Origin of the sequence: Streptomyces sp. NPDC005202 (genome assembly GCF_040608235.1) — a bacterium.
Taxonomy (GTDB): Bacteria; Actinomycetota; Actinomycetes; order Streptomycetales; family Streptomycetaceae; genus Streptomyces.
In genome coordinates this window covers 164660-182900 of record NZ_JBEXHW010000008.1, presented here as the reverse complement: position 1 = coordinate 182900, position 18241 = coordinate 164660, and the positions used below count along the sequence as shown (strand labels likewise).

Sequence of the window (18241 nt, the reverse complement as noted above, 5' to 3'; positions counted from 1 at the left end):
AGGCCGGCAGACGGGCAGCCGTGCAGGCCGGCAGACGGGCAGGCGTGCAGGCCGGCAGACGGGCAGCCGGGCAGGCCGGCAGACGGGCAGGCGTGCAGGCCGGCAGACGGGCAGCCGGGCAGCCGGGCAGGCGTGCAGCCGGGCAGGCGGGCAGCCGGGCAGCCGCAAGCCACACGACTGAGTAATCGTTTCACCAGGTCATTGGTCCCCCGAGCGATCGCCTCGCCGTTCGCCCAGCCCTTCGTCCCGACCCTCCGAGTCCTCGTCCAGCCCTTCCGAGTCCTCGTCCCACCCCGCCGAGCCCCCCTCCGCGAGCCCACGATGAGGGTCGCGCTCCCCCGGTGGGCCGGGACGCTCGCCGTGAAGGCCGCGGCCTTCATCACGGTGATGTGCTGCGCGCTCGCCGCGCTGCTCGGCGTCCTCGTGCACGTCTCGGTGACCGACCAGACCGTCGGGCAGGCCCGCGCCCTGGCGCTGTCCCGGCTGAAGGACGCGACGAGCGCGTTCGAGGCCGGGGACACGCTGCTGCCGGGCGCCGGTGTCGACCCGGAGGGGCTGCCCGAGCCGCTGCGGCGGCTGGCGGCGAGGGGGGAGCGCGGCACGATGGTCGACCGGCACCACGGGCGGCCGACGATGTGGGCGGCGGGGCCCGTCGGCGGCGGGCGGACGCTGGCCGTCGAGGTCGACTACTCGCAGCAGGCCCGCACCATCGCCGGGCTGGACCGGGCGATCCTGTGGTCGTCGGGGCTGGCGATCGGGGCGACGCTGCTGGTCGGCGCCTTCGCGGTGACGCGGGTGACCCGGCGGCTGCACGCCACGGCGCGGGTGGCGCGGCGGATCAGCGCGGGTGACCTGGACGCGCGCGTGAACGACCCCCTGACGAAGGACCCGACGCGCCCGCAGGACGAGGTCGCCGCGGTCGCCGCCGCGCTGGACTCGATGGCGTCGTCGCTGCAGAGCAAGCTGCTGGCCGAGCAGCGGTTCACCGCGGACGTGGCGCACGAGCTGCGCACCCCGCTGACCGGGTTGCACGCGGCGGCCGAGCTGCTGCCGCCGGGTCGCCCGACGGAGCTGGTGCGCGACCGGGTGGCCGCGCTGCGCACGCTCACCGAGGACCTGCTGGAGATCTCCCGTCTGGACGCCGGGCGGGAGCGGCTGGATCTGGACGCCGAGCACCTGGGGGCGCTCGCGGAGCGGGTGGTGTGCGCGGCGGGGGCGTACGTGAAGGTCAGGGTCGTGCGGGATGTGTATGTGGAGACCGACCGGCGGCGGCTGGAGCGGGTGATCGGCAACCTCGTCGCCAACGCGCACAAGCACGGGCGGCCGCCGGTGGTGCTGACGGTGGACGGGCCGGTGGTCACCGTGCGGGACCACGGCGACGGCTACCCGGACTATCTCGTGGAGCACGGGCCGCAGCGCTTCCGTACGGAGGGCGGCACGACGGGGCACGGGCTCGGGCTGACGATCGCGCTGGGCCAGGCGGAGGTGCTGGGCGCCCGGCTGGAGTTCCCCAACGCGCCGGACGGCGGGGCTGTGGCGACGCTGACGCTGCCTCAGCATCCGCCGGTGCCTCCGTGCGCACCGGCCGACGACGCCGTCCCCGATGGTGCAGCGTGACGGGCGTACGACGTACGGCGCTCCTGATGTGGCGATCAGTCAGCTTCGCCCCCCCGCCCGCCCCTGCCTCAGGTGGAGGTCCTCCATGCCCCTGCGCTCCTCCCTCTCCCGTCTGGCCGTGGCGGCCGCCGCCGGTGCCCTCGTCGCCGCGGCCACCGTCACGCCCGCCGTCGCCGACGACGACCAGGGCGACGACCCGGGCACCGGCCGCCCCGACGAGTCAGGCCAACGGGCCGACGGTCCCGGCGTGCGCGGCGACGTCCGCGACAACCGGGGTGACGACGACCCACGCTTCTTCCGGGGCCGCAGCGCGGCGCGGGGAGGCCTGGCCCTGCACACCCGGCCGGACCGCGGCAGCCGGGTGATCCGGCACGCCCGGGAGGGCGAGATCGTCTGGATCTACTGCAAGACGGCGGGCGAGAACGCGCAGGGCAACCGCATCTGGTACCTCCCGGCGGACGGCGCCTGGGCATGGGAGGCGGCGCGCTACATCGACAACGTCGGGCCCGCGCCACGCTGGTGCCGACCCTCAAGGCAGACAAGACGGCTCTTTTAGGTAAGTTCCGGGCATGACCAAGGTCGGAACCACCGTGGCAGCGGCGGACCCGCCCACGCCCGCCGTCCGCCTCCCCCGGCGGCGCGGCGTCGAACTCGCCCTCATCGTCCTGGCCGTCCTGCTGTCCGTGTACGGCTACTGCGCCGTCGGCCTGGCGAGGTACGGCACCGTCCCGCCCGGCGCCGCCGGTTACGGCGCCGGGCTCGGCGTGCTCGCGCTGCTCGCGCATGGCGCGGTCCGCCTGCGGGCGCCGTACGCCGACCCGCTCCTGCTGCCCATCGGCGTGCTGCTCAACGGGCTGGGCCTGGTGCTGATCTACCGGCTCGACCTGGAGACCCCCGGAGACCGGGCCGCGCCCATCCAGCTGGTGTGGTCCACGCTGGGGGTGGGGCTGTTCATCCTCGTCGTGCTCATGCTGCGCGACCACCGGTGGCTCCAGCGCTACGCCTACGTCTGCGTCGTCGCCGCGCTGGCGCTGCTCTTGCTGCCCATCCTCTTCCCGGCCGTGAACGGCGCCCGCATCTGGATCCGGATCGCCGGGTTCTCCATCCAGCCGGGCGAGTTCGCGAAGGTGCTGCTGGCCGTGTTCTTCGCCGCGTACCTGGCCGCCAACCGCAGCGCGCTGGCGTACGCGGGCCGCCGCGTGTGGCGGCTGCAGCTGCCCACCGGGCGGGTGCTCGGCCCGGTGGTGGCGATCTGGCTGCTGAGCGTCGGCGTCCTGGTGCTCGAACGGGACCTGGGCACCTCGCTGCTGTTCTTCGGCCTGTTCATCATCCTGCTGTACGTCGCCACCGGCCGGACCGGCTGGATCGCGGTCGGCCTGCTGCTGGCCGCGTTCGGGGCGATCGCCGTCGGCTGGCTGGAGCCGCACGTGCACAGCCGCATCGAGGACTGGCTGCACCCCTTCGCGTCCATCCAGGCCGGCCAGGGCCCCAACCAGGTGGCCCAGTCGCTGTTCGCGTTCGCGGCGGGCGGGGTGCTCGGCACCGGGCTCGGCCTCGGCCACTCGATCCTCATCGGCTTCGCAGCCAAGTCGGACTTCATCCTGGCGACGGCCGGAGAGGAGCTGGGCCTGGCCGGCCTGTCCGCCGTCTTCCTGCTGTACGCCCTGCTCGTCCAGCGCGGCTACCGGGCGGGCCACGCCCTGCGGGACCCCTTCGGCCGGCTCCTCGCGGTCGGTCTCGCCTCGATCGTGGCGCTCCAGGTGTTCGTCATCGCGGGCGGGGTGACGGGCCTGATCCCGCTGACCGGCATGGCGATGCCGTTCCTGGCCCAGGGCGGCTCGTCGGTCGTCACCAACTGGGCCATCGTGGCGCTGCTGATCCGGGTGAGCCATGTCGCGCGCCGGGAGTACGACGGGCAGGTGGCCCCATGACCCGTGAGGAGAACGCCCGTTGACCCGATACATCCGACACGCCGCGGCCTTCTGCGTCCTGTTGCTGGTGGCGCTCCTGGTGAACACGGCCTGGCTCCAGGTCGTCCAGGCCCCGTCCTACGACGACAACCCGGCCAACCGCCGTGCCACCATCGCCCGTTACGAGCAGCCGCGCGGCGAGATCCTGGTCGCCGGGCGGCCGGTCACCGGCTCCAAGGACAGCGGCGAGCAGCTCCGCTACGAACGGGCGTACACGGACGGGCCGTTGTACGCGCCGGTCACCGGGTTCGCCTCGCAGCGGTACGGGACGACGTTCCTGGAGCACACCGAGGACGAGGTGCTGTCGGGCACGGACCCGATGCTCTCGGGGCTCCCCCTGTGGAACGACCTCACGCACGCGCGGAACCCGGGCGGCAACGTCGTCACCACCCTCAACGCGGCAGCCCAGCGGGCCGCGTTCGAGGGGCTCGGCCCCCGCAAGGGCGCGGTGGCGGCGATCGAGCCGACGACGGGCCGGATTCTGGCGCTGGTGTCCACCCCGTCGTACGACCCGGCGGAGCTGTCCGGGAACGGGCCGGCGGTGACGGCGGCCTGGGCGCGGCTGAACGACGATCCGGAGAAGCCGATGCTCAACCGGGCGGTGCGGCAGACGTATCCGCCGGGTTCGACCTTCAAGGTGATCACCGCGGCGGCCGCACTGGACGCGGGCGTGGTGCCGGACCTCGACGCGCCGACCGACTCGCCGGACCCATACCCCCTGCCCGGCACGACCACGCGCCTGGCGAACGAGGCCGACGGCTGCGAGAACGCCTCCCTTCGCTATGCCTTCGAGTGGTCGTGCAACACGGTGTTCGCGAAACTGGGCGTGGACATGGGCGTGCACGCCATGGGGACCACAGCGCGGGGCTTCGGCTTCAACGACAAGGGGCTGAAGATCCCCTTCTCGGTCTCGCCGAGCACGTTCGACTCGCACGTGGACCGGGCGCAACTGGCGCTGTCGTCCATCGGGCAGTACAACACACGGGCCACGCCGCTGCAGATGGCGATGGTGGCGGCGGCGGTCGCCGACGACGGGCAGGTGCGGCCGCCGTACCTGGTGGAGCGGACCACCCGCAGCAGCGGGGGCACGGTGTCCACGGCCGGCTCCCGGCCGGTGCGGCAGGTGATGCATCCGACGACGGCCACGCGGCTGAGGGAGCTGATGATGGACGTGGTCGCCGAGGGCACCGGCATGACCGCCTCGATCCCGGGCGCGACGGTGGGCGGCAAGACCGGCACCGCCCAGCACGGCATCGGCAACGCCGGTACGCCGTACGCCTGGTTCGTCGCCTGGGCGCAGGACGACGACGACGTGGCGCCGAAGGTCGCGGTCGCCGTGGTGGTGGAGGACGCGTCGGCGCGGCGCGGGGACATCAGCGGGGGCGGGACCGCGGCGCCGATCGCGAAGGCGGTGATGGAGGCGGTGCTGCACTCGTAGCCGGGCGCGGGGGTGCCCGCTTGATGAGACGGAGGGTACCGCGGGCCGGGAGCCCCGACCTACCGTTCGGTCATGACAGCTGCCGCCCCGTACGAACTCGCCCAGGTCAACATCGCCCGTCTCAAGGCCCCGCTGGACTCCCCGCAGTTGAAGGACTTCGTCGACGCGCTCGACCCGGTGAACGCCGACGCGGACGCCGCCGACGGTTTCGTCTGGCGGCTGCAGAGCGAGTCCGGCAACGCCACGGACGTGCCCGTCTTCGGGGACGAGTGGCTGATCGTCAACATGTCGGTGTGGCGGGACACCGACGCCCTGACCGCCTTCATGTACCAGGGCCGGCACCGCGAGATGCTCACCGCCGCCGCGAGTGGTTCGAACGGCTGGCGGAGGCGGTGACGGCCCTGTGGTGGGTCCCGGCGGGCCACCGCCCCACGGTCGGCGAGGCGGAGGACCGCCTGCTGCATCTGCGGTCGCACGGTCCGACGCCGTACGCCTTCACCCTGCGGACGTCCTTTCCGTCGCAGGCCGCGGCGCCGGAGGTCAGCCGATCGCTTTGATCATCTCGGAGCGGATCTTGAGGGTGTTCCTCGCGGCGGCCTCCAGATCCACATCGGACGGGTCCTGCGTCATGGTCTCCGCGGCCACCTCGGCCACGGAGGCCCCGGTGTTGGGGTCGGCCCAGCCGCAGACCGGGAGGGTCGTCTTCGTGCCGAGCTGCTCCTGGGTGAGCACCTCGCAGGTGATCGTGATGCCCAGGTCGAAGTCCTTCGGCGCGACGCCCAGCGTGGCACCGTCCCCCTCGGCGGCACCCTTCATCATGTTGTCGCGGGCCTCGCCGGTGTTCTTGAACCGGCCGTACATGCCCGACACCACCAAGGTGCCCTTGGTCTCGTCGCCGCCGAGGCTGTAGCGGCCGACCACCCCGGCGGTGACCTTGGCGTCCCAGGCGCCGTCCGCCTCGTCCGCGATCTTCTGGCCCTCGGAGTCGGAGAGGTCCTCCGTGAGCTCGTACTTCTCGTCGAGCAGCACCTTGGGCAGGGTGAGCCTCATCTTCGCCTCGGGGAATCCGCTTTCGGCCTTCAGCCCGATCAGCGCGAGCAGCACCACGATGGCCACGAGCACGCCGACGCCGCCGCCCACGATCCCGAGGATCAGGCCCGTCCGGCGCTTCTTCGGGGACGGCGGCACCATCGGCGGGGCGCCCCAGGCGGGCTAGGGCGCCTGGGGGTAAGCCGCTCCGTACGGCTGTGGGGCGGGCTGCTGGGGGTACGGGGATCCGTACGGCTGCGGCGCGGGCTGCCCGCCGTAGGGGTGCTGGGGCGGCTGAGGCGGTGGAGACATGGACACGCCAGCACGCTACTGCACACGGGTGAGCGGTCAGGACTCGGCCGCCCCCGCCTCGATCGCCTCCTCCACCTCCGCCACCCGCTCCCGCTCCTCCGCCGCGAAGCGCTCGGCGTCGAGCTGTTCGGCGATCTCCTCGTCCTGGGCCATGAGGAGGTCGAGGTTGGAGTTGCCCATCTCGAAGACACCCATGTCGACGTAGGCCTGCTGGAGGCGTTTGCCCCACAGGCCGATGTCCTTGACGCAGGGGACGATGCGGCTGAAGAGCAACTGGCGGAAGAGCTGGAGGAATTCGGATTTCTCGCTCAGTTCCTCGGCCTCCTGCCGGGGGATGCCGAAGTTCTCCAGGACTTCCACGCCCCGCAGGCGGTCGCGCATCAGATAGCAGCCCTCGATGACGAACTCCTCGCGTTCCCTCAACTCCGCGTCCGTGAGCTGCTTGTAGTAGTCGCGCAGCGCCATGCGGCCGAAGGCCACGTGCCGGGCCTCGTCCTGCATGACGTACGCCAGGATCTGTTTCGGCAGGGGCTTGTTCGTCGTGTCGCGGATCATGCCGAAGGCGGCGAGGGCCAGGCCCTCGATCAGTACCTGCATGCCCAAGTACGGCATGTCCCAGCGGCTGTCGCGGAGGGTGTCGCCGAGGAGGGACTGGAGGTTGTCGTTGATCGGGTAGACCATCCCGATCTTCTCGTGCAGGAAGCGGCCGTAGATCTCGGCGTGCCGGGCCTCGTCCATCGTCTGGGTCGCCGAGTAGAACTTCGCGTCCAGGTCGGGGACCGACTCCACGATGCGCGCCGCGCAGATCATCGCGCCCTGCTCGCCGTGCAGGAACTGGCTGAACTGCCAGGAGGCGTAGTGCTTGCGCAGCTCGCCCTTGTCCTGGTCGGTCATCTTCGCCCAGTACGGCGTCCCGTAGAGGTTCATCGCCTCGTCCGGGGTCCCGAGCGGGTCGTGCGGGTCCACCTCCAGGTCCCAGTCGATCCGTTTCTGCCCGTCCCACTGCTTGTCCTTGCCCTTCTGGTACAGGGCGAGCAGCCGGTCGCGGCCGTCGTCGTACTCCCAGCTGAAGCGGGCCGCGCCGCTCGCGGGCACCTGCCATTGCGGGTCACCCGGGTCCTTGGCGTACAGGTCGTAGGTCGGCATACCTCGCAGGCTCACACGTAGACGCCGAGTCAACAAGTCCTGCGCAAGGGATTGACGGCCTTGCTGACAGGCAGTCTCATAAGAGCCGTATAGGTGGCCCCGGGCAACGAGGTGGAACAGCGATGACGACCGTGACGGAAGCCGACGCGCTTGCAGGACTGCGCGACGCGCTCGGACTGCTCAAGGACCGGGAGCAGGTGGCCGAGCGGCTGCTCGACTCTTCCGCCAAGCACTCCTTCGACCCGGACAAGGAGCTGGACTGGGACGCGCCCTTCGAGGAGGGCAAGTGGTTCTGGCCGCCTGAGCTGGTGTCGCTGTACGACACGCCGCTGTGGAAGCGGATGAGCGAGGAGCAGCGGATCCTGCTCTCGCAGCACGAGGCCGCGGCGCTCGCCTCGCTCGGCATCTGGTTCGAGATCATCCTCATGCAGCTGCTCGTCCGGCACATCTACGACAAGGCGGCCACGAGCGCGCACGTGCGGTACGCGCTGACCGAGATCGAGGACGAGTGCCGGCACTCGAAAATGTTCGCCCGGCTGATCGCGCACGGCGGGACGCCCTGGTACCCGGTGAGCCGGGTGCACCAGAACCTGGGGCGGCTGTTCAAGACGATCTCCACCACGCCGGGGTCCTTCACGGCGACCCTGCTCGGCGAGGAGGTCCTGGACTGGATGCAGCGGCTGACGTTCCCGGACGAGCGGGTGCAGCCGCTGATCCGGGGCGTCACGCGGATCCACGTCGTGGAGGAGGCCCGGCATGTGCGGTACGCGCGTGAGGAGCTGCGGCGGCAGATGGTGACGGCGCCGAAGTGGTCGCAGGAGTTCACGCGGATCACCTCCGGTGAGTTCGCGCGGGTGTTCTCGGTCGCCTTTGTCAACCCGGAGGTCTACACGAACGTCGGCCTGGACAAGCGCGAGGCCACGGCCCAGGTGAAGGCGAGCGGACACCGGCGGGAGGTCATGCAGACGGGGGCGAAGCGGCTGACGGACTTCCTCGACGACATCGGGGTGCTCCGGGGGGTCGGGCGGCGGCTGTGGAGGTCGTCGGGCCTATTGGCCTAGGTCCCGGTGGGGGGGCACCGGTTACGCTGCCCGACATGACCCCCGCCGCCGCCACCCCCGCCTACCGAAGGCTCAGCGTCGAGGAACGCCGTGCCCAGCTCCTCGACGCGGCCCTGTCCCTGTTCGCGCACCGCGCGCCCGAGGACGTCTCGCTGGACGACGTGGCGGAGGCAGCCGGGGTCTCGCGGCCGCTGGTGTACCGGTACTTCCCCGGCGGCAAGCAGCAGCTGTACGAGGCCGCCCTCAGGTCCGCCGCCGAGGAGCTCCAGCACTGCTTCGACGAGCCCCGCGCCGGCCCGCTCCTCCCCCGCCTCACCCGGGCCCTGGACCGCTATCTGACCTTCGTCGACGAGCACGATGCCGGCTTCAGCGCCCTGCTCCAGGGCGGCAGCGTGGTGGAGACGTCCCGCACGACCGCCATAGTGGACGGCGTGCGCCGGGCCGCTGCCGAGCACATCGTCAGCCACCTCGGGGTCGCGGACCCGGGGCCACGGCTGCGCATGACCGTGCGGATGTGGATCACGGCCGTGGAGGCGGCCTCCCTGATCTGGCTCGACGAGGACAAGCAGCCGCCGGTCGACGAGCTGCGGGACTGGCTGGTCGAGCAGTTCGTGGCCGTCATGACCGTGACCGCCGGCCGGGACCCACAGACCGCCGCGCTGGTGCACGCCCTGGCGTGCGACGATGGCTGACACTGGTGCCGTGAAGAGCGAAGACACCCCCTTCGAGGGCGGGCCGATGGACGGCCGGGTGCTGCCCGTGCTGCTGGGGCCCACCGGGCATCCGCCCAAGACGTACCGCATCCCGGTCCCGGACGCCGCGGGCGGCCCGCCCACCGTCCTGGTCTACCGCCGGGTGCCCCGCGGCCACAGCAAGCGCCTCGGGCTGCACCAGGGGTGGAAGTACGAGTTCGCCACCGAAGGTGACTCAGGGGCAGGGAAGAAAGGCACCCGGCTCAGGTGGCCGTGGTCCCGGCCGGAGCCCAGGACCGGCAGCGGACCGGATGCCACGCCGGGCGGCAAGCCGGACGACACCGACGGGTGACCGGGTTGCGCCGAACCGCACACCCGGCGCGCGAAGTCGGCGCGCACGTCTGAAGCTCACGATGCGGAGTGGAAGGCCCACCCCCGCACCGGAGGTGATGACGTGTCAGGAAGGATGCTGCGTCTGGTGTGTACGGCGGCGGTGGCGGCGCAGGCCGCCCTCGCGCCGCTGTCCGCCGCGGCCGTACCGGAGCCGCCGGAGCCGGGACCGCGGTCCGTGTCCGAGCTGCTGACGGACCTTCAGCGGCTGTACCGGCAAGCCGAGCAGGCCACAGAGACCTACAACGCCACCGCCGAGCAGCTGAAGAAGCAGCGCACCCAGGTCGACCGGCTGGACACCGCCCTGGCCCGCGCCCGGCTCTCCCTGCACGACAGCCGCGGGGCGGCGGGCCGGCTGGCCCGCCAGCAGTACCAGGGCAGCACCGACATCTCCCCCTACGTACGGCTGCTGCTCGCGCGCGATCCGCAGCACGCGCTGGAGGAAGGGCACGTGATCGGCCAGTTGGCGCGGGAGCGGGCCAAAACGGTGGGGCGGCTGGTCGGCAGCGAGAAGCAGGCAAGCGACCTCGCCCGCGAGGCGCGCAAGGCGCTCGACGTCCAGCTCGCCCTGGTCGAACGGCAGAAGAAGGCGCGGGACGACGTACGCGCGCGGCTCGACGACGTGGAGAAGCTGCTGGCCTCGCTCAGCGCCGAGCAACTGGTGGCTCTCGCCGAGTTCGAGAAGAACGGGATCGCCGCCGCGCAGAAGAAGTTCATGGCCTCGGGGGCGCTCAGCAACGAGCGCAGACCGACGCAGGAGGGCGACAGGGCTGTGCGCTACGCCGTGGGGCAGCTCGGGAAGCCCTACGAGTGGGGCGCTCAGGGCCCGACGGCGTACGACTGTTCGGGGCTGACCGCGCAGGCCTGGGGGCACGCCGGCACGCCGATTCCGCGGACCAGCCAGGAGCAGTGGACGCGGCTGAAGCACATTCCGCTGAGCGACCTGCGGCCGGGCGACCTGGTCGTCTACTTCCCCGAGGCCACGCACGTCGCCCTCTACGTCGGCGACGGGATGGTGGTGCAGGCGCCGCGGCCCGGCGCGAAGGTGAAGGTGTCGCCCGTCGCGGCCAACCCGGTGCTGGGGGCCGTGCGGCCCGACCCGGGCGGGGAGCCCCTGCGGCGGTACGCGCCGCCGAAGCTCCCCGCGGCTGCCCTGGACGGGTCGGACGAGGGCCTCTACGCGACGGCCGCCCCGGACACCTCCGCCAGGTAGGCCTGGGTCTTGGCCGGGTCGTAGAAGAAGTTCTCGAAGTCGGCCGGGTTGTTGAAGGCGTTGGCGAAGCGGTCGGCGACCGGCTGGAGCTGGCCCGCGGCGCCGATGAGGTTGAGGACGTGCTCCGGCGGCGGGGCGAGCATGGCGTTCGTCCACTTGGTGACGTGCTGGGCGGTGGCCCAGTAGCGGTCGAACGTCTGCTGCATCCACTCCTCGTCGAAGGGCTTGTCGCCGTGTTCGAGGATGGAGGCGAGATAGGCGGCGGCGCACTTGGACGCCGAGTTGGAGCCCTGACCGGTGATCGGGTCGTTGGCGACGACGACGTCCGCGACGCCGAGGACCAGGCCACCGCTGGGCAGGCGGCCGATCGGCTTGCGGACGGTCGGCGCGTACCGGCCGGAGAGCGTGCCGCCCGCGTCGGTCAGCTCCACCTTGGTGGCCCGCGCGTACTCCCAGGGCAGGAACTTCTCCATGAGTTCCAGGGTCAGGGAGAGGTGCTCCGCGGGGTCCTTGACGCCGTTGAAGACGTCGAGCGGGCCGCCGGGTATGCCCTCCCAGAACAGGATGTCGGCGCGGCCGGAGGTGGTGTAGGTCGGCATGACGAACAGCTCGCCGACGCCGGGGACCAGGTTGCAGCGGACCGCGTCGAACTCCGGGTGCTCCGGGCGCGGACCCAGGCCGTGCACGTACGCCACCGCGAGGGCGCGCTGCGGCTCGCTGTACGGGGAGCGGGAGGCGTCGCGCTCGAACATGGACACCAGCTCGCCCTTGCCCGCCGAGACGAGGACGAGGTCGTAGGTGCGGGAGAAGTAGTCCAGGTCGCCGACCGCCGCGCCGTGGATGACCAGCTGGCCGCCACGCTGCGCGAACGTCTCCATCCAGCCGGCCATCTTCACCCGCTGGTCGACCGACTGCGCGTACCCGTCGAGTTTGCCCACCCAGTCGATCGCGCGCTGCGAGGGGCCCGGGTCGAAGGAGCCGGGAGCGGCGACCGAGACGCCGAGACCCTCGATCTTCGGGGCCTGGGACTCCCAGAAGTTCAGCTGGAGGTCGCGCTCGTGCTGCAGCGCCGTGTGGAACATGCACTGCGTCGACATGACCCGGCCGGAGCGGATCTCGTCCGCCGTCCGGTTGGACATCAGGGTGACCTCGTACCCGTGCGACTGGAGGCCGAGGGCGAGCTGGAGACCGGACTGACCGGCCCCCACGACGAGTATCTTCCGCATGCGAGGTGTCTCCTAGAACTTCTGGACTACTCGGGGTTTACTCGGGTGTTTCCTCGAGTGCGTGGCCCACCAGGGCCAGCAGGGTCTCGATCACCGAGATCCTGCGTCGCGCGTCCATGATCATGACAGGTATGTGCGCGGGAATCGTGAGGGCCTCGCGCACGTCCTCCGGCTCGAACAGCTCGCTGCCGTCGAAGTGGTTGACCGCGACGACGTACGGCAGCCCACAGCTCTCGAAGTAGTCCAGCGCCGGGAAGCAGTCCTTCAGGCGGCGGGTGTCGGCCAGGACGACGGCGCCGATCGCGCCGCGCACCAGGTCGTCCCACATGAACCAGAACCGCTGCTGACCCGGCGTGCCGAACAGGTAGAGCACCAGGTCGTCGTCGAGCGTGATGCGGCCGAAGTCCATGGCCACGGTGGTGGTCAGCTTGCCCGGCGTGGCGGTGAGATCGTCGGTCTCCTCGCTGGCCTCGGTCATCAGCGCCTCGGTCTGCAAAGGCGTGATCTCCGAGACGGAGGTGACCAGCGTGGTCTTGCCGACGCCGAAGCCACCAGCCACCACGATCTTCGTGGCGATCGGGGCGTGGGTGCGGTCCGTCTGCCAGGGCCGCAGGTGCTCCTCTTCGTCGAGGAGCGGGGAGACGCCGAAGGAGGAGGCGGCGTCAGAGACGACGGAGTCCACTCAGCACCCTTTCCAGCAGAGCGCGGTCCGGCCGGCCCACACCGTGGCCGGTTCCGGTTCCGTACACACGGATCTTTCCCTGGTCCGCGAGGTCGCTCAGGAGCACGCGGACCACGCCGAGCGGCATCTGCAGCAGCGCGGCGATCTCGGCCACCGTGCGCATGCGGCGGCACAGTTCGACGATGGCCCGCATCTCCGGCATGACCCGGGTGGTGAGGGATCCATTCGTCAGTTCCTTGCGCTCCTCCGGCGCCTCCAGCGCCGCCACGAATGTCTCGACGAGCAGGACGTGACCGAAGCGGGTACGGCCGCCGGTGAGCGAATAGGGGCGGACGCGGGCGGGTTTGCGGTCGCCGCCGCGCACGGGAAGTTTCTTCGGCGTACTGCTCATCGGGCGCTCCCCGCCGACTTGCACTCCAGGGATTTCCTCAGCTCGCTGCGGAGTTCGGGCGTCAGGACGTGTCCGGCACGGCCCACGAAGAGGGCCGTGTGGTATGCCACCACGCTCATGTCGCACTCCGCGGAACAGTGCACACCGAGCAGCGAGCCGTCGCTGATCGACATCACGAACAGGCTGCCCTCGTCCATCGCGACCATCGTGTGCTTGACGTTGCCGGACTCCATCAGCTTGGCGGCGCCGATGGTGAGGCTGCCGATGCCGGAGACGATGGTGGCGAGGTCGGCGGAGGAGCCACGCGGGCCGGTGCGCTGCTCGCCGCGCGCCTGCCTCGCCTCGGCGTTGCGGCCGGCGTCGGACGAGAGCAGCAGCAGACCGTCGGAGGAGACCACCGCGACCGAGAGGATGCCGGGCACCTCCTCGACCAGGTTGGTCAGCAGCCAGTGCAGGTTGCGGGCTTCACTGCTCAGTCCGAAGGTACTGGGCGCGGTCAACTGCTTGCCTCCTCGACTGTGCCCCCCGTGGCTTCTTCGGCGTGTGCGTGTGTGGGCGGCCTCTGGTTCTGGGCCGTCTGCTCGGCGATCTCCACCTCGACGTCCCGGCGGCCGGCCTCGGCCCCCCGGCGGAAGCCGCCGAGGCGGCGGCGGAGTGCCTCAGCGTCCACGGAGCCGGTCCGCCGACGCGGGGCCGGGGCGGGTGCGGTGATCTTCGGGGTGCGCTTGGGCAGGCCCTTGGCGGTGACGGGCTCCTCTTCGTCGGGCGTGCGCTCGTGCACCGCCTCGGCTTCGCCGTCGGCGGGTGTGTACCCAACGGCACCACCCGCGCGGCTTGCGTGGTCGGGTGCGGGTGGCCCCTGTGGGGCGGTCTCGCCATCGGCGGCCGCGCGGTGTACCTGCGCCGGGTCCGCTTCGGGCGCGGGTGCCGGGATCAGGAGCTCCATCGTGGTCTCGGCGGGAGATTCCGTGGTCTCCGCGGGGGTCTCCGGCGCCGCAGCTTCCCGGTCGGGTTCAGCTGCCGCCTCGCGTTGCCGTGCTCCCTCGGTCTCGTGGGCCGCCTCCGTCTCTTCGACCGCCTCCGAGCGCCGTACCGCCTTCTCCGCCATGGCCACCAGCGGGTCGCCGCCCTCCGAGCGGCCGTGCAGGACGTTGGAGTTGACCTCGGCGTCCACTCCCGGCAGAGAGAACGTCTGGGTGGCGCCGGTCACCGGTCCGGACGCCGGGCCGGACGCCGGGCCGGCGGCGGCGGGCGCTGCCGCCAGCAGGGTCTGCGGCACGACCACGACCGCCGCGATGCCGCCCTGCTTCTGCTCCCGCAGCTGCACGCGCACGCCGTGCCGGTGGGCGAGGCGGGCCACCACGTACAGGCCGAGGCCGAGGCCGTCCTCGCCCTTTTGGTCGTAGGGGGCCTCCGGGTCGAAGTCGGCGAGGCGGTTGTTGAGGCGGGCCATCCGGTCGGAGGTCATGCCGATGCCCTCGTCCTGGACGGAGAGCATGACCTCGCCGTTCTCCAGGAGCCAGCCGGAGACCTCGACGGGCTGGTCGGGCGGGGAGAACGAGGTGGCGTTCTCCATGAGTTCGGCCAGCAGGTGGCTGAGGTCGTCCGCGGCGAACCCGGCGACGTGCGCGTGCGGCGGCAGCGCCGAGATGCGGACGCGCTCGTACCGCTCGATCTCGCTGACCGCGGCCCGGACGACGTCGACGAGCGGCACGGGCCCGGCGCTCTGCTGGACGTGCTCGGTGCCGGCGAGGACGAGGAGGTTCTCGCTGTGCCGACGCATGACCGTGGCGAAGTGGTCGAGCTTGAAGAGGGTGGACAGACGCTCGGGGTCCTGCTCGCGCTCCTCCAGGCCCTCGATGACGGCGAGCTGCCGCTCGACCAGGCCGAGGGTGCGCAGGGCCAGGTTGACGAAGGTGCCGCCGATGCTGCTGCGCAGCCGCTCCAGCTGGGCGGCGGAGTGGGCGAGTTCGGCGCGCAGTTCCTCGCGGGCGTCGGCCATGCTCTGGCGCTGGCCGACCAGGTGTTTACGGTCGGCCTCCAGGGTGGCGACGCGCTCGGCGAGGGCGACGGCGTGCGCGTGCAGGGTGTTGACGGAGCGGACGACCTGGGCGAACTCGTCGTTGCGCCCGGTGAACTTGACCGGTTCCTCAACGGTCGGGTCCGCGGCGCCGGCCAGGCGGGCGGAGCCGATGCGGAGCACGGCGAGCGGGCGGGTGAGGGTGCGGGCCAGGGCCGTGGCGACGCCGAGGGCGACCAGCAGGAGGGCGCCGAGGAGGGCGATGCGGATCTCCAGCGCGGTGACGTCGTCGTCGCGCAGCTTGGCGAGGTCCTTGGTGCGGTGGTCGTAGAGGGAGGCCTCCAGGCCGCGCATCAGCTCGACGCGGGCGGTGAGCGCGGCGTCGGCCTTCTTGACGCTGGTGCCCAGGTCGCTGTCGGAGAGCGTCGGCTGGTCGGTGAGGGAGGCGAGGTACTTCTCGGCGGTGTCGACCTCCGGTCCGGTGACGGTGGAGTCGTACGACGTGCGGGCCGCCTTGGGCGCGGTGTCCCGGAAGTCGGCGAGGGCGGCGTCGGAGCGCAGGCGGGCCTGCTGGGCGGCGGCGCTCAGCGCGTCGCGCTGCTTGGTGTCGGCGGCCAAGGAGGTGGTGGCCGTGGTGGGCAGGCCGGTGGTGGGGCTGATGACGGTCTGCGTGGAGTGCGGCACGTTGAGGGCGGCCAGCAGCAGGCCGCGGGCGGCGGCGGCCTGCTGGACGGCGGTGTCGAGCTCGGCGAGGGCGTGGGCGCCGGAGCCCGCGCGCGGGGGCATCTGCTCGGCCAGCTGTTCGGCGAGCCTGTGGAGGTCGGCGATGGCGGCGGAGTACGCCTGGTGGGCCTGGAGGGCGGTGCTCTGTCCGGTGAGCGCCGCCCGGCGCACGGCCGCGATGCCGTCGAGGTCGCTGCGCAGCCAGGCGGGCGTGTCGGGGTCGGCGCGCAGCTCTTCGACCTCACGGTCGACCCGGGTGCTGCGCTGCTCGGAGGGCGCCTTGGACTTGGGACGGCCGGCCGCGACGTAGGAGGTGACCTCGTCGCGCTCGTCGGCGAGCGAGTGGGCGAGGACGAGGGCGTCCTGGGTCTGCCCGGCCAGCGTCACGAGGTCCTGGGAGTCGCTCAGCTGCCCGGAGGCGGCGATCACGGAGGGGGAGCCGGCCCCGGCGACGGCGGCGGCCACGACAGCGACCGCGGCGATGAGCCGGTTGCGTACGTGCGTCGGACGGCCCTTGCCGACGTCAGGCGTGCCGGGTGTGTGCTCCGGGCCTCCCGCGGAGGCCGTGTGCTTGCCTGTGCGCCGAGGCCGCGTCTTCTGCACCGGTGCTCGCATTCCTGTACTCGTGTACTCGTGGGTCCGGGTGGCGCCCCGTCAACTGGCGTGACTGGTACGTACACCTTCCCCCGAGCTCTCGACTTCCCTCGAGCAGGGGGGACCCCCATCGGTTCCCGACCCTCCCAGTGCCGGTGGGCGGTGGGCCCGCATCATCCGACCGGCCACCCGAAGGAGTGAACATCGGAGGGGAGTTGGCAGGCAAGTTCCTCTGGCGCGCGCGACGCTCTTGCGCGGCGGGCCGGTTGGACGTCGGCGTCAGGCTTTGGCAGTATTCGCCGTCACGCCTTCCCGGAGCGAACCATTCCCTCCCAAACCAGGCGCCTGACCACGTCGCTGCGCCAATTCCGGGACGGTTGCCAGCCTTCCGCAAACCTTGTGAAGGCCTCGTGCAGACTGGCCGAATGCGTATTGAAGTTGTTTCGGACCCCGGCCATCCGGACTGCCCCAACGAGGACTTCGCGAGTGTTGGACTACCGGCCTTTGGGCAGGGCGGTTGCCTTGTGGTCCTGGACGGAGTGACGCCGCCGAGGACCGGAACGGGGTGTCTGCATTCGGTCCCCTGGTTCACCGCGCGGCTCGGCGGCGCGCTGACCGAACTGACCGTTTCCTCCCAGGATCTGACGCTGCCAAAGATCCTGTCGCGCGCGATTCTGCGGACGTCCGAGGCCCACGTGACCTCGTGTGACCTTTCTCACCCGCGCACCCCCCAGGCAACGGTGGTCCTCGCCCGGTGGTCGCCGGAGACGGTCGAGTATCTGGTCCTGTCCGACTCGGCACTGCTGGTGGAGTCCTCCGGCGGCTCGGTCATGCCCGTCCTGGACGACCGCCTGGCCCGCCTCCCCCGGGCCTCGCTCGCCACGGACGCGCTCATCGACGCCACCGTCCGCAACAAGGAGGGCGGCTTCTTCACCGCGGCGGCGGATCCCTCGGTGGCGGCCCGGGCCGTGACGGGCACGCTGCCGCGCCGCGAGGTCCGCTCCCTGGCCGCGCTGACGGACGGGGCGACGCGGTGGGTGGAGAAGTTCCGGGAGGGCGACTGGGCGCAGTGCTTCGGCCTCGTACGGAAGAAGGGGGCGCGGGCACTGGTGGACCGCGTACGGGCGCTGGAGCGGGCCGACCGGGAGGAGCGGACGTTCCTGGGGCGGAGCAAGACGCACGACGACGCGACGGTGGTGTTCGTGGAGCTGTGACGGCCGCGGGAGCTGCCGCCCGGGGAGGTCACTTCTCCATGACGTGGTTCAACTCGTGCAGCAACCGGGCCAGTTCCGCCACCTCGCGGCGGTCCCAGTGGGCGAGCTGGCTGACGTACCGCGCCCGGCGGGCCTCGCGCACCTGGCCGACACGGCGGCGGCCCTCGTCGGTGAGGGCCACCAGCCAGGCCCGCCCGTCCGCCGGGTCGGGTTCCCGGGCGACCAGGCCGAGCTCCTCCAGGGCGCGCAGCTGGCGGGACATGGTGGCCTTGCCGACGCCGATGTACGCGGCGAGCTCGGTGGCACGCTGGCTGCCGCACTCGTCCAGCCGGACGAGCAGTCCGTACGCGGCGGACTCGAGGTCCGGATGGACCTCGCGGGCCATCTCGCCCTGGTTGGCCCGGGCGCGCCGCAGCAGCACCGTCAGTTCCCGTTCCAGGGACAGGAACTCCCGGTCCACACAACCCGGCGACGCGTCGGATGCGACTCGGCGTCCGTCGCCGTTTCCGTCTTCGTGCACGTC

General features: G+C 71.8%; 17 protein-coding genes and 1 pseudogene. 10 read left to right on the top strand and 8 right to left on the bottom strand.

The window, feature by feature from the left end; genetic code table 11:
- The first annotated feature begins 321 nt into the window (after positions 1–321).
- The 5 genes and pseudogenes from ABZV31_RS15815 to ABZV31_RS15795 all read left to right on the top strand — a co-directional run bounded on the left by ABZV31_RS15815 (position 322) and on the right by ABZV31_RS15795 (position 5582).
- Positions 322–1617: a HAMP domain-containing sensor histidine kinase gene (locus tag ABZV31_RS15815; protein ID WP_355893483.1), complete on the top strand. Its 1296-nt coding sequence runs from the start codon at positions 322–324 to the stop codon at positions 1615–1617.
- Between the two features lie 85 nt (positions 1618–1702).
- A complete protein-coding gene (locus ABZV31_RS15810) occupies positions 1703–2173 on the top strand; it encodes an SH3 domain-containing protein (protein WP_355893480.1) in 471 nt (156 codons plus the stop codon).
- A 13-nt stretch (positions 2174–2186) separates the two neighbouring features.
- A complete protein-coding gene (locus tag ABZV31_RS15805) occupies positions 2187–3548 on the top strand; it encodes an FtsW/RodA/SpoVE family cell cycle protein (protein ID WP_355893477.1) in 1362 nt (453 codons plus the stop codon).
- 19 nt (positions 3549–3567) lie between these two features.
- Positions 3568–5025: a penicillin-binding transpeptidase domain-containing protein gene (locus ABZV31_RS15800; RefSeq protein WP_355893474.1), complete on the top strand. Its 1458-nt coding sequence runs from the start codon at positions 3568–3570 to the stop codon at positions 5023–5025.
- A 72-nt stretch (positions 5026–5097) separates the two neighbouring features.
- Positions 5098–5582, top strand: a pseudogene (locus tag ABZV31_RS15795) (DUF3291 domain-containing protein).
- Here ABZV31_RS15795 and ABZV31_RS15790 read toward each other — a convergent pair.
- Together ABZV31_RS15790 and ABZV31_RS15785 are read right to left on the bottom strand one after the other, a co-directional pair.
- The gene (locus tag ABZV31_RS15790; protein WP_355893471.1) at positions 5566–6216 is read right to left on the bottom strand and encodes a hypothetical protein; all 651 of its coding nucleotides are present in this window, start codon (positions 6214–6216) and stop codon (positions 5566–5568) included. The pseudogene ABZV31_RS15795 and the gene ABZV31_RS15790 sit on opposite strands and share 17 nt — an antisense overlap.
- A 186-nt stretch (positions 6217–6402) precedes the next feature.
- A complete protein-coding gene (locus tag ABZV31_RS15785; protein ID WP_355893468.1) occupies positions 6403–7512 on the bottom strand; it encodes a ferritin-like domain-containing protein in 1110 nt (369 codons plus the stop codon).
- Positions 7513–7634: 122 nt separating this feature from the next.
- Between ABZV31_RS15785 and ABZV31_RS15780 the strand changes: the two genes are divergently transcribed.
- The 4 genes from ABZV31_RS15780 (at position 7635) to ABZV31_RS15765 (ending at position 10868) form a co-directional block, all read left to right on the top strand.
- Positions 7635–8573, top strand: coding sequence for a diiron oxygenase (locus tag ABZV31_RS15780; protein ID WP_355893465.1), 939 nt, complete (start codon positions 7635–7637; stop codon positions 8571–8573).
- A 35-nt stretch (positions 8574–8608) separates the two neighbouring features.
- Complete coding sequence (locus tag ABZV31_RS15775) at positions 8609–9265, top strand: helix-turn-helix domain-containing protein (protein ID WP_355893462.1); 657 nt, start codon at positions 8609–8611, stop codon at positions 9263–9265.
- Between the two features lie 10 nt (positions 9266–9275).
- Positions 9276–9617 (top strand): hypothetical protein, encoded by a 342-nt coding sequence (locus tag ABZV31_RS15770; RefSeq protein WP_355893459.1) that lies wholly within the window; start codon positions 9276–9278, stop codon positions 9615–9617.
- Positions 9618–9719: 102 nt separating this feature from the next.
- Entirely contained in the window at positions 9720–10868 is a 1149-nt protein-coding gene (locus ABZV31_RS15765) for an NlpC/P60 family protein (protein WP_355893457.1), read from the top strand.
- Here the strand turns inward: ABZV31_RS15765 and ABZV31_RS15760 are convergent.
- The 5 genes from ABZV31_RS15760 to ABZV31_RS15740 are packed head-to-tail and all read right to left on the bottom strand — an operon-like array spanning position 10832 to position 16513.
- Positions 10832–12094 (bottom strand): styrene monooxygenase/indole monooxygenase family protein, encoded by a 1263-nt coding sequence (locus ABZV31_RS15760; RefSeq protein WP_355893454.1) that lies wholly within the window; start codon positions 12092–12094, stop codon positions 10832–10834. The two genes, ABZV31_RS15765 and ABZV31_RS15760, sit on opposite strands and share 37 nt — an antisense overlap.
- Before the next feature lie 37 nt (positions 12095–12131).
- Positions 12132–12776, bottom strand: a complete 645-nt coding sequence (locus ABZV31_RS15755) for an ATP/GTP-binding protein (RefSeq protein WP_355893451.1) — start codon at positions 12774–12776, stop codon at positions 12132–12134.
- Complete coding sequence (locus ABZV31_RS15750) at positions 12757–13167, bottom strand: DUF742 domain-containing protein (protein WP_355893448.1); 411 nt, start codon at positions 13165–13167, stop codon at positions 12757–12759. The genes ABZV31_RS15755 and ABZV31_RS15750 overlap by 20 nt, the downstream gene beginning before the upstream one ends.
- A complete protein-coding gene (locus ABZV31_RS15745; protein WP_355893445.1) occupies positions 13164–13667 on the bottom strand; it encodes a roadblock/LC7 domain-containing protein in 504 nt (167 codons plus the stop codon). The genes ABZV31_RS15750 and ABZV31_RS15745 overlap by 4 nt, the downstream gene beginning before the upstream one ends.
- Positions 13664–16513: a nitrate- and nitrite sensing domain-containing protein gene (locus ABZV31_RS15740; RefSeq protein ID WP_355893442.1), complete on the bottom strand. Its 2850-nt coding sequence runs from the start codon at positions 16511–16513 to the stop codon at positions 13664–13666. Before ABZV31_RS15740 ends, ABZV31_RS15745 begins: the two co-directional genes overlap by 4 nt.
- Positions 16514–16929: 416 nt before the next feature.
- Here ABZV31_RS15740 and ABZV31_RS15735 point away from each other — a divergent pair, with 416 nt between their 5' ends.
- Complete coding sequence (locus ABZV31_RS15735; protein ID WP_355893439.1) at positions 16930–17718, top strand: protein phosphatase 2C domain-containing protein; 789 nt, start codon at positions 16930–16932, stop codon at positions 17716–17718.
- Between the two features lie 28 nt (positions 17719–17746).
- Here ABZV31_RS15735 and ABZV31_RS15730 read toward each other — a convergent pair whose 3' ends face one another.
- Positions 17747–18238 carry a MarR family transcriptional regulator gene (locus tag ABZV31_RS15730; RefSeq protein WP_355893436.1) on the bottom strand — a complete coding sequence of 164 codons (492 nt, stop codon included), beginning with the start codon at positions 18236–18238 and terminating at the stop codon, positions 17747–17749.
- Positions 18239–18241 lie beyond the last annotated feature (3 nt).

Coding starts and splice junctions, on each gene's coding strand:
- ABZV31_RS15815 (WP_355893483.1), top strand. CDS start 322: ATGAGGGTCGCGCTCCCCCGGTGGGCCGGGACGCTCGCCGTGAAGGCC.
- ABZV31_RS15810 (WP_355893480.1), top strand. CDS start 1,703: ATGCCCCTGCGCTCCTCCCTCTCCCGTCTGGCCGTGGCGGCCGCCGCC.
- ABZV31_RS15805 (WP_355893477.1), top strand. CDS start 2,187: ATGACCAAGGTCGGAACCACCGTGGCAGCGGCGGACCCGCCCACGCCC.
- ABZV31_RS15790 (WP_355893471.1), bottom strand. CDS start 6,216: ATGGTGCCGCCGTCCCCGAAGAAGCGCCGGACGGGCCTGATCCTCGGG.
- ABZV31_RS15785 (WP_355893468.1), bottom strand. CDS start 7,512: ATGCCGACCTACGACCTGTACGCCAAGGACCCGGGTGACCCGCAATGG.
- ABZV31_RS15780 (WP_355893465.1), top strand. CDS start 7,635: ATGACGACCGTGACGGAAGCCGACGCGCTTGCAGGACTGCGCGACGCG.
- ABZV31_RS15775 (WP_355893462.1), top strand. CDS start 8,609: ATGACCCCCGCCGCCGCCACCCCCGCCTACCGAAGGCTCAGCGTCGAG.
- ABZV31_RS15760 (WP_355893454.1), bottom strand. CDS start 12,094: ATGCGGAAGATACTCGTCGTGGGGGCCGGTCAGTCCGGTCTCCAGCTC.
- ABZV31_RS15750 (WP_355893448.1), bottom strand. CDS start 13,167: ATGAGCAGTACGCCGAAGAAACTTCCCGTGCGCGGCGGCGACCGCAAA.
- ABZV31_RS15735 (WP_355893439.1), top strand. CDS start 16,930: ATGCGTATTGAAGTTGTTTCGGACCCCGGCCATCCGGACTGCCCCAAC.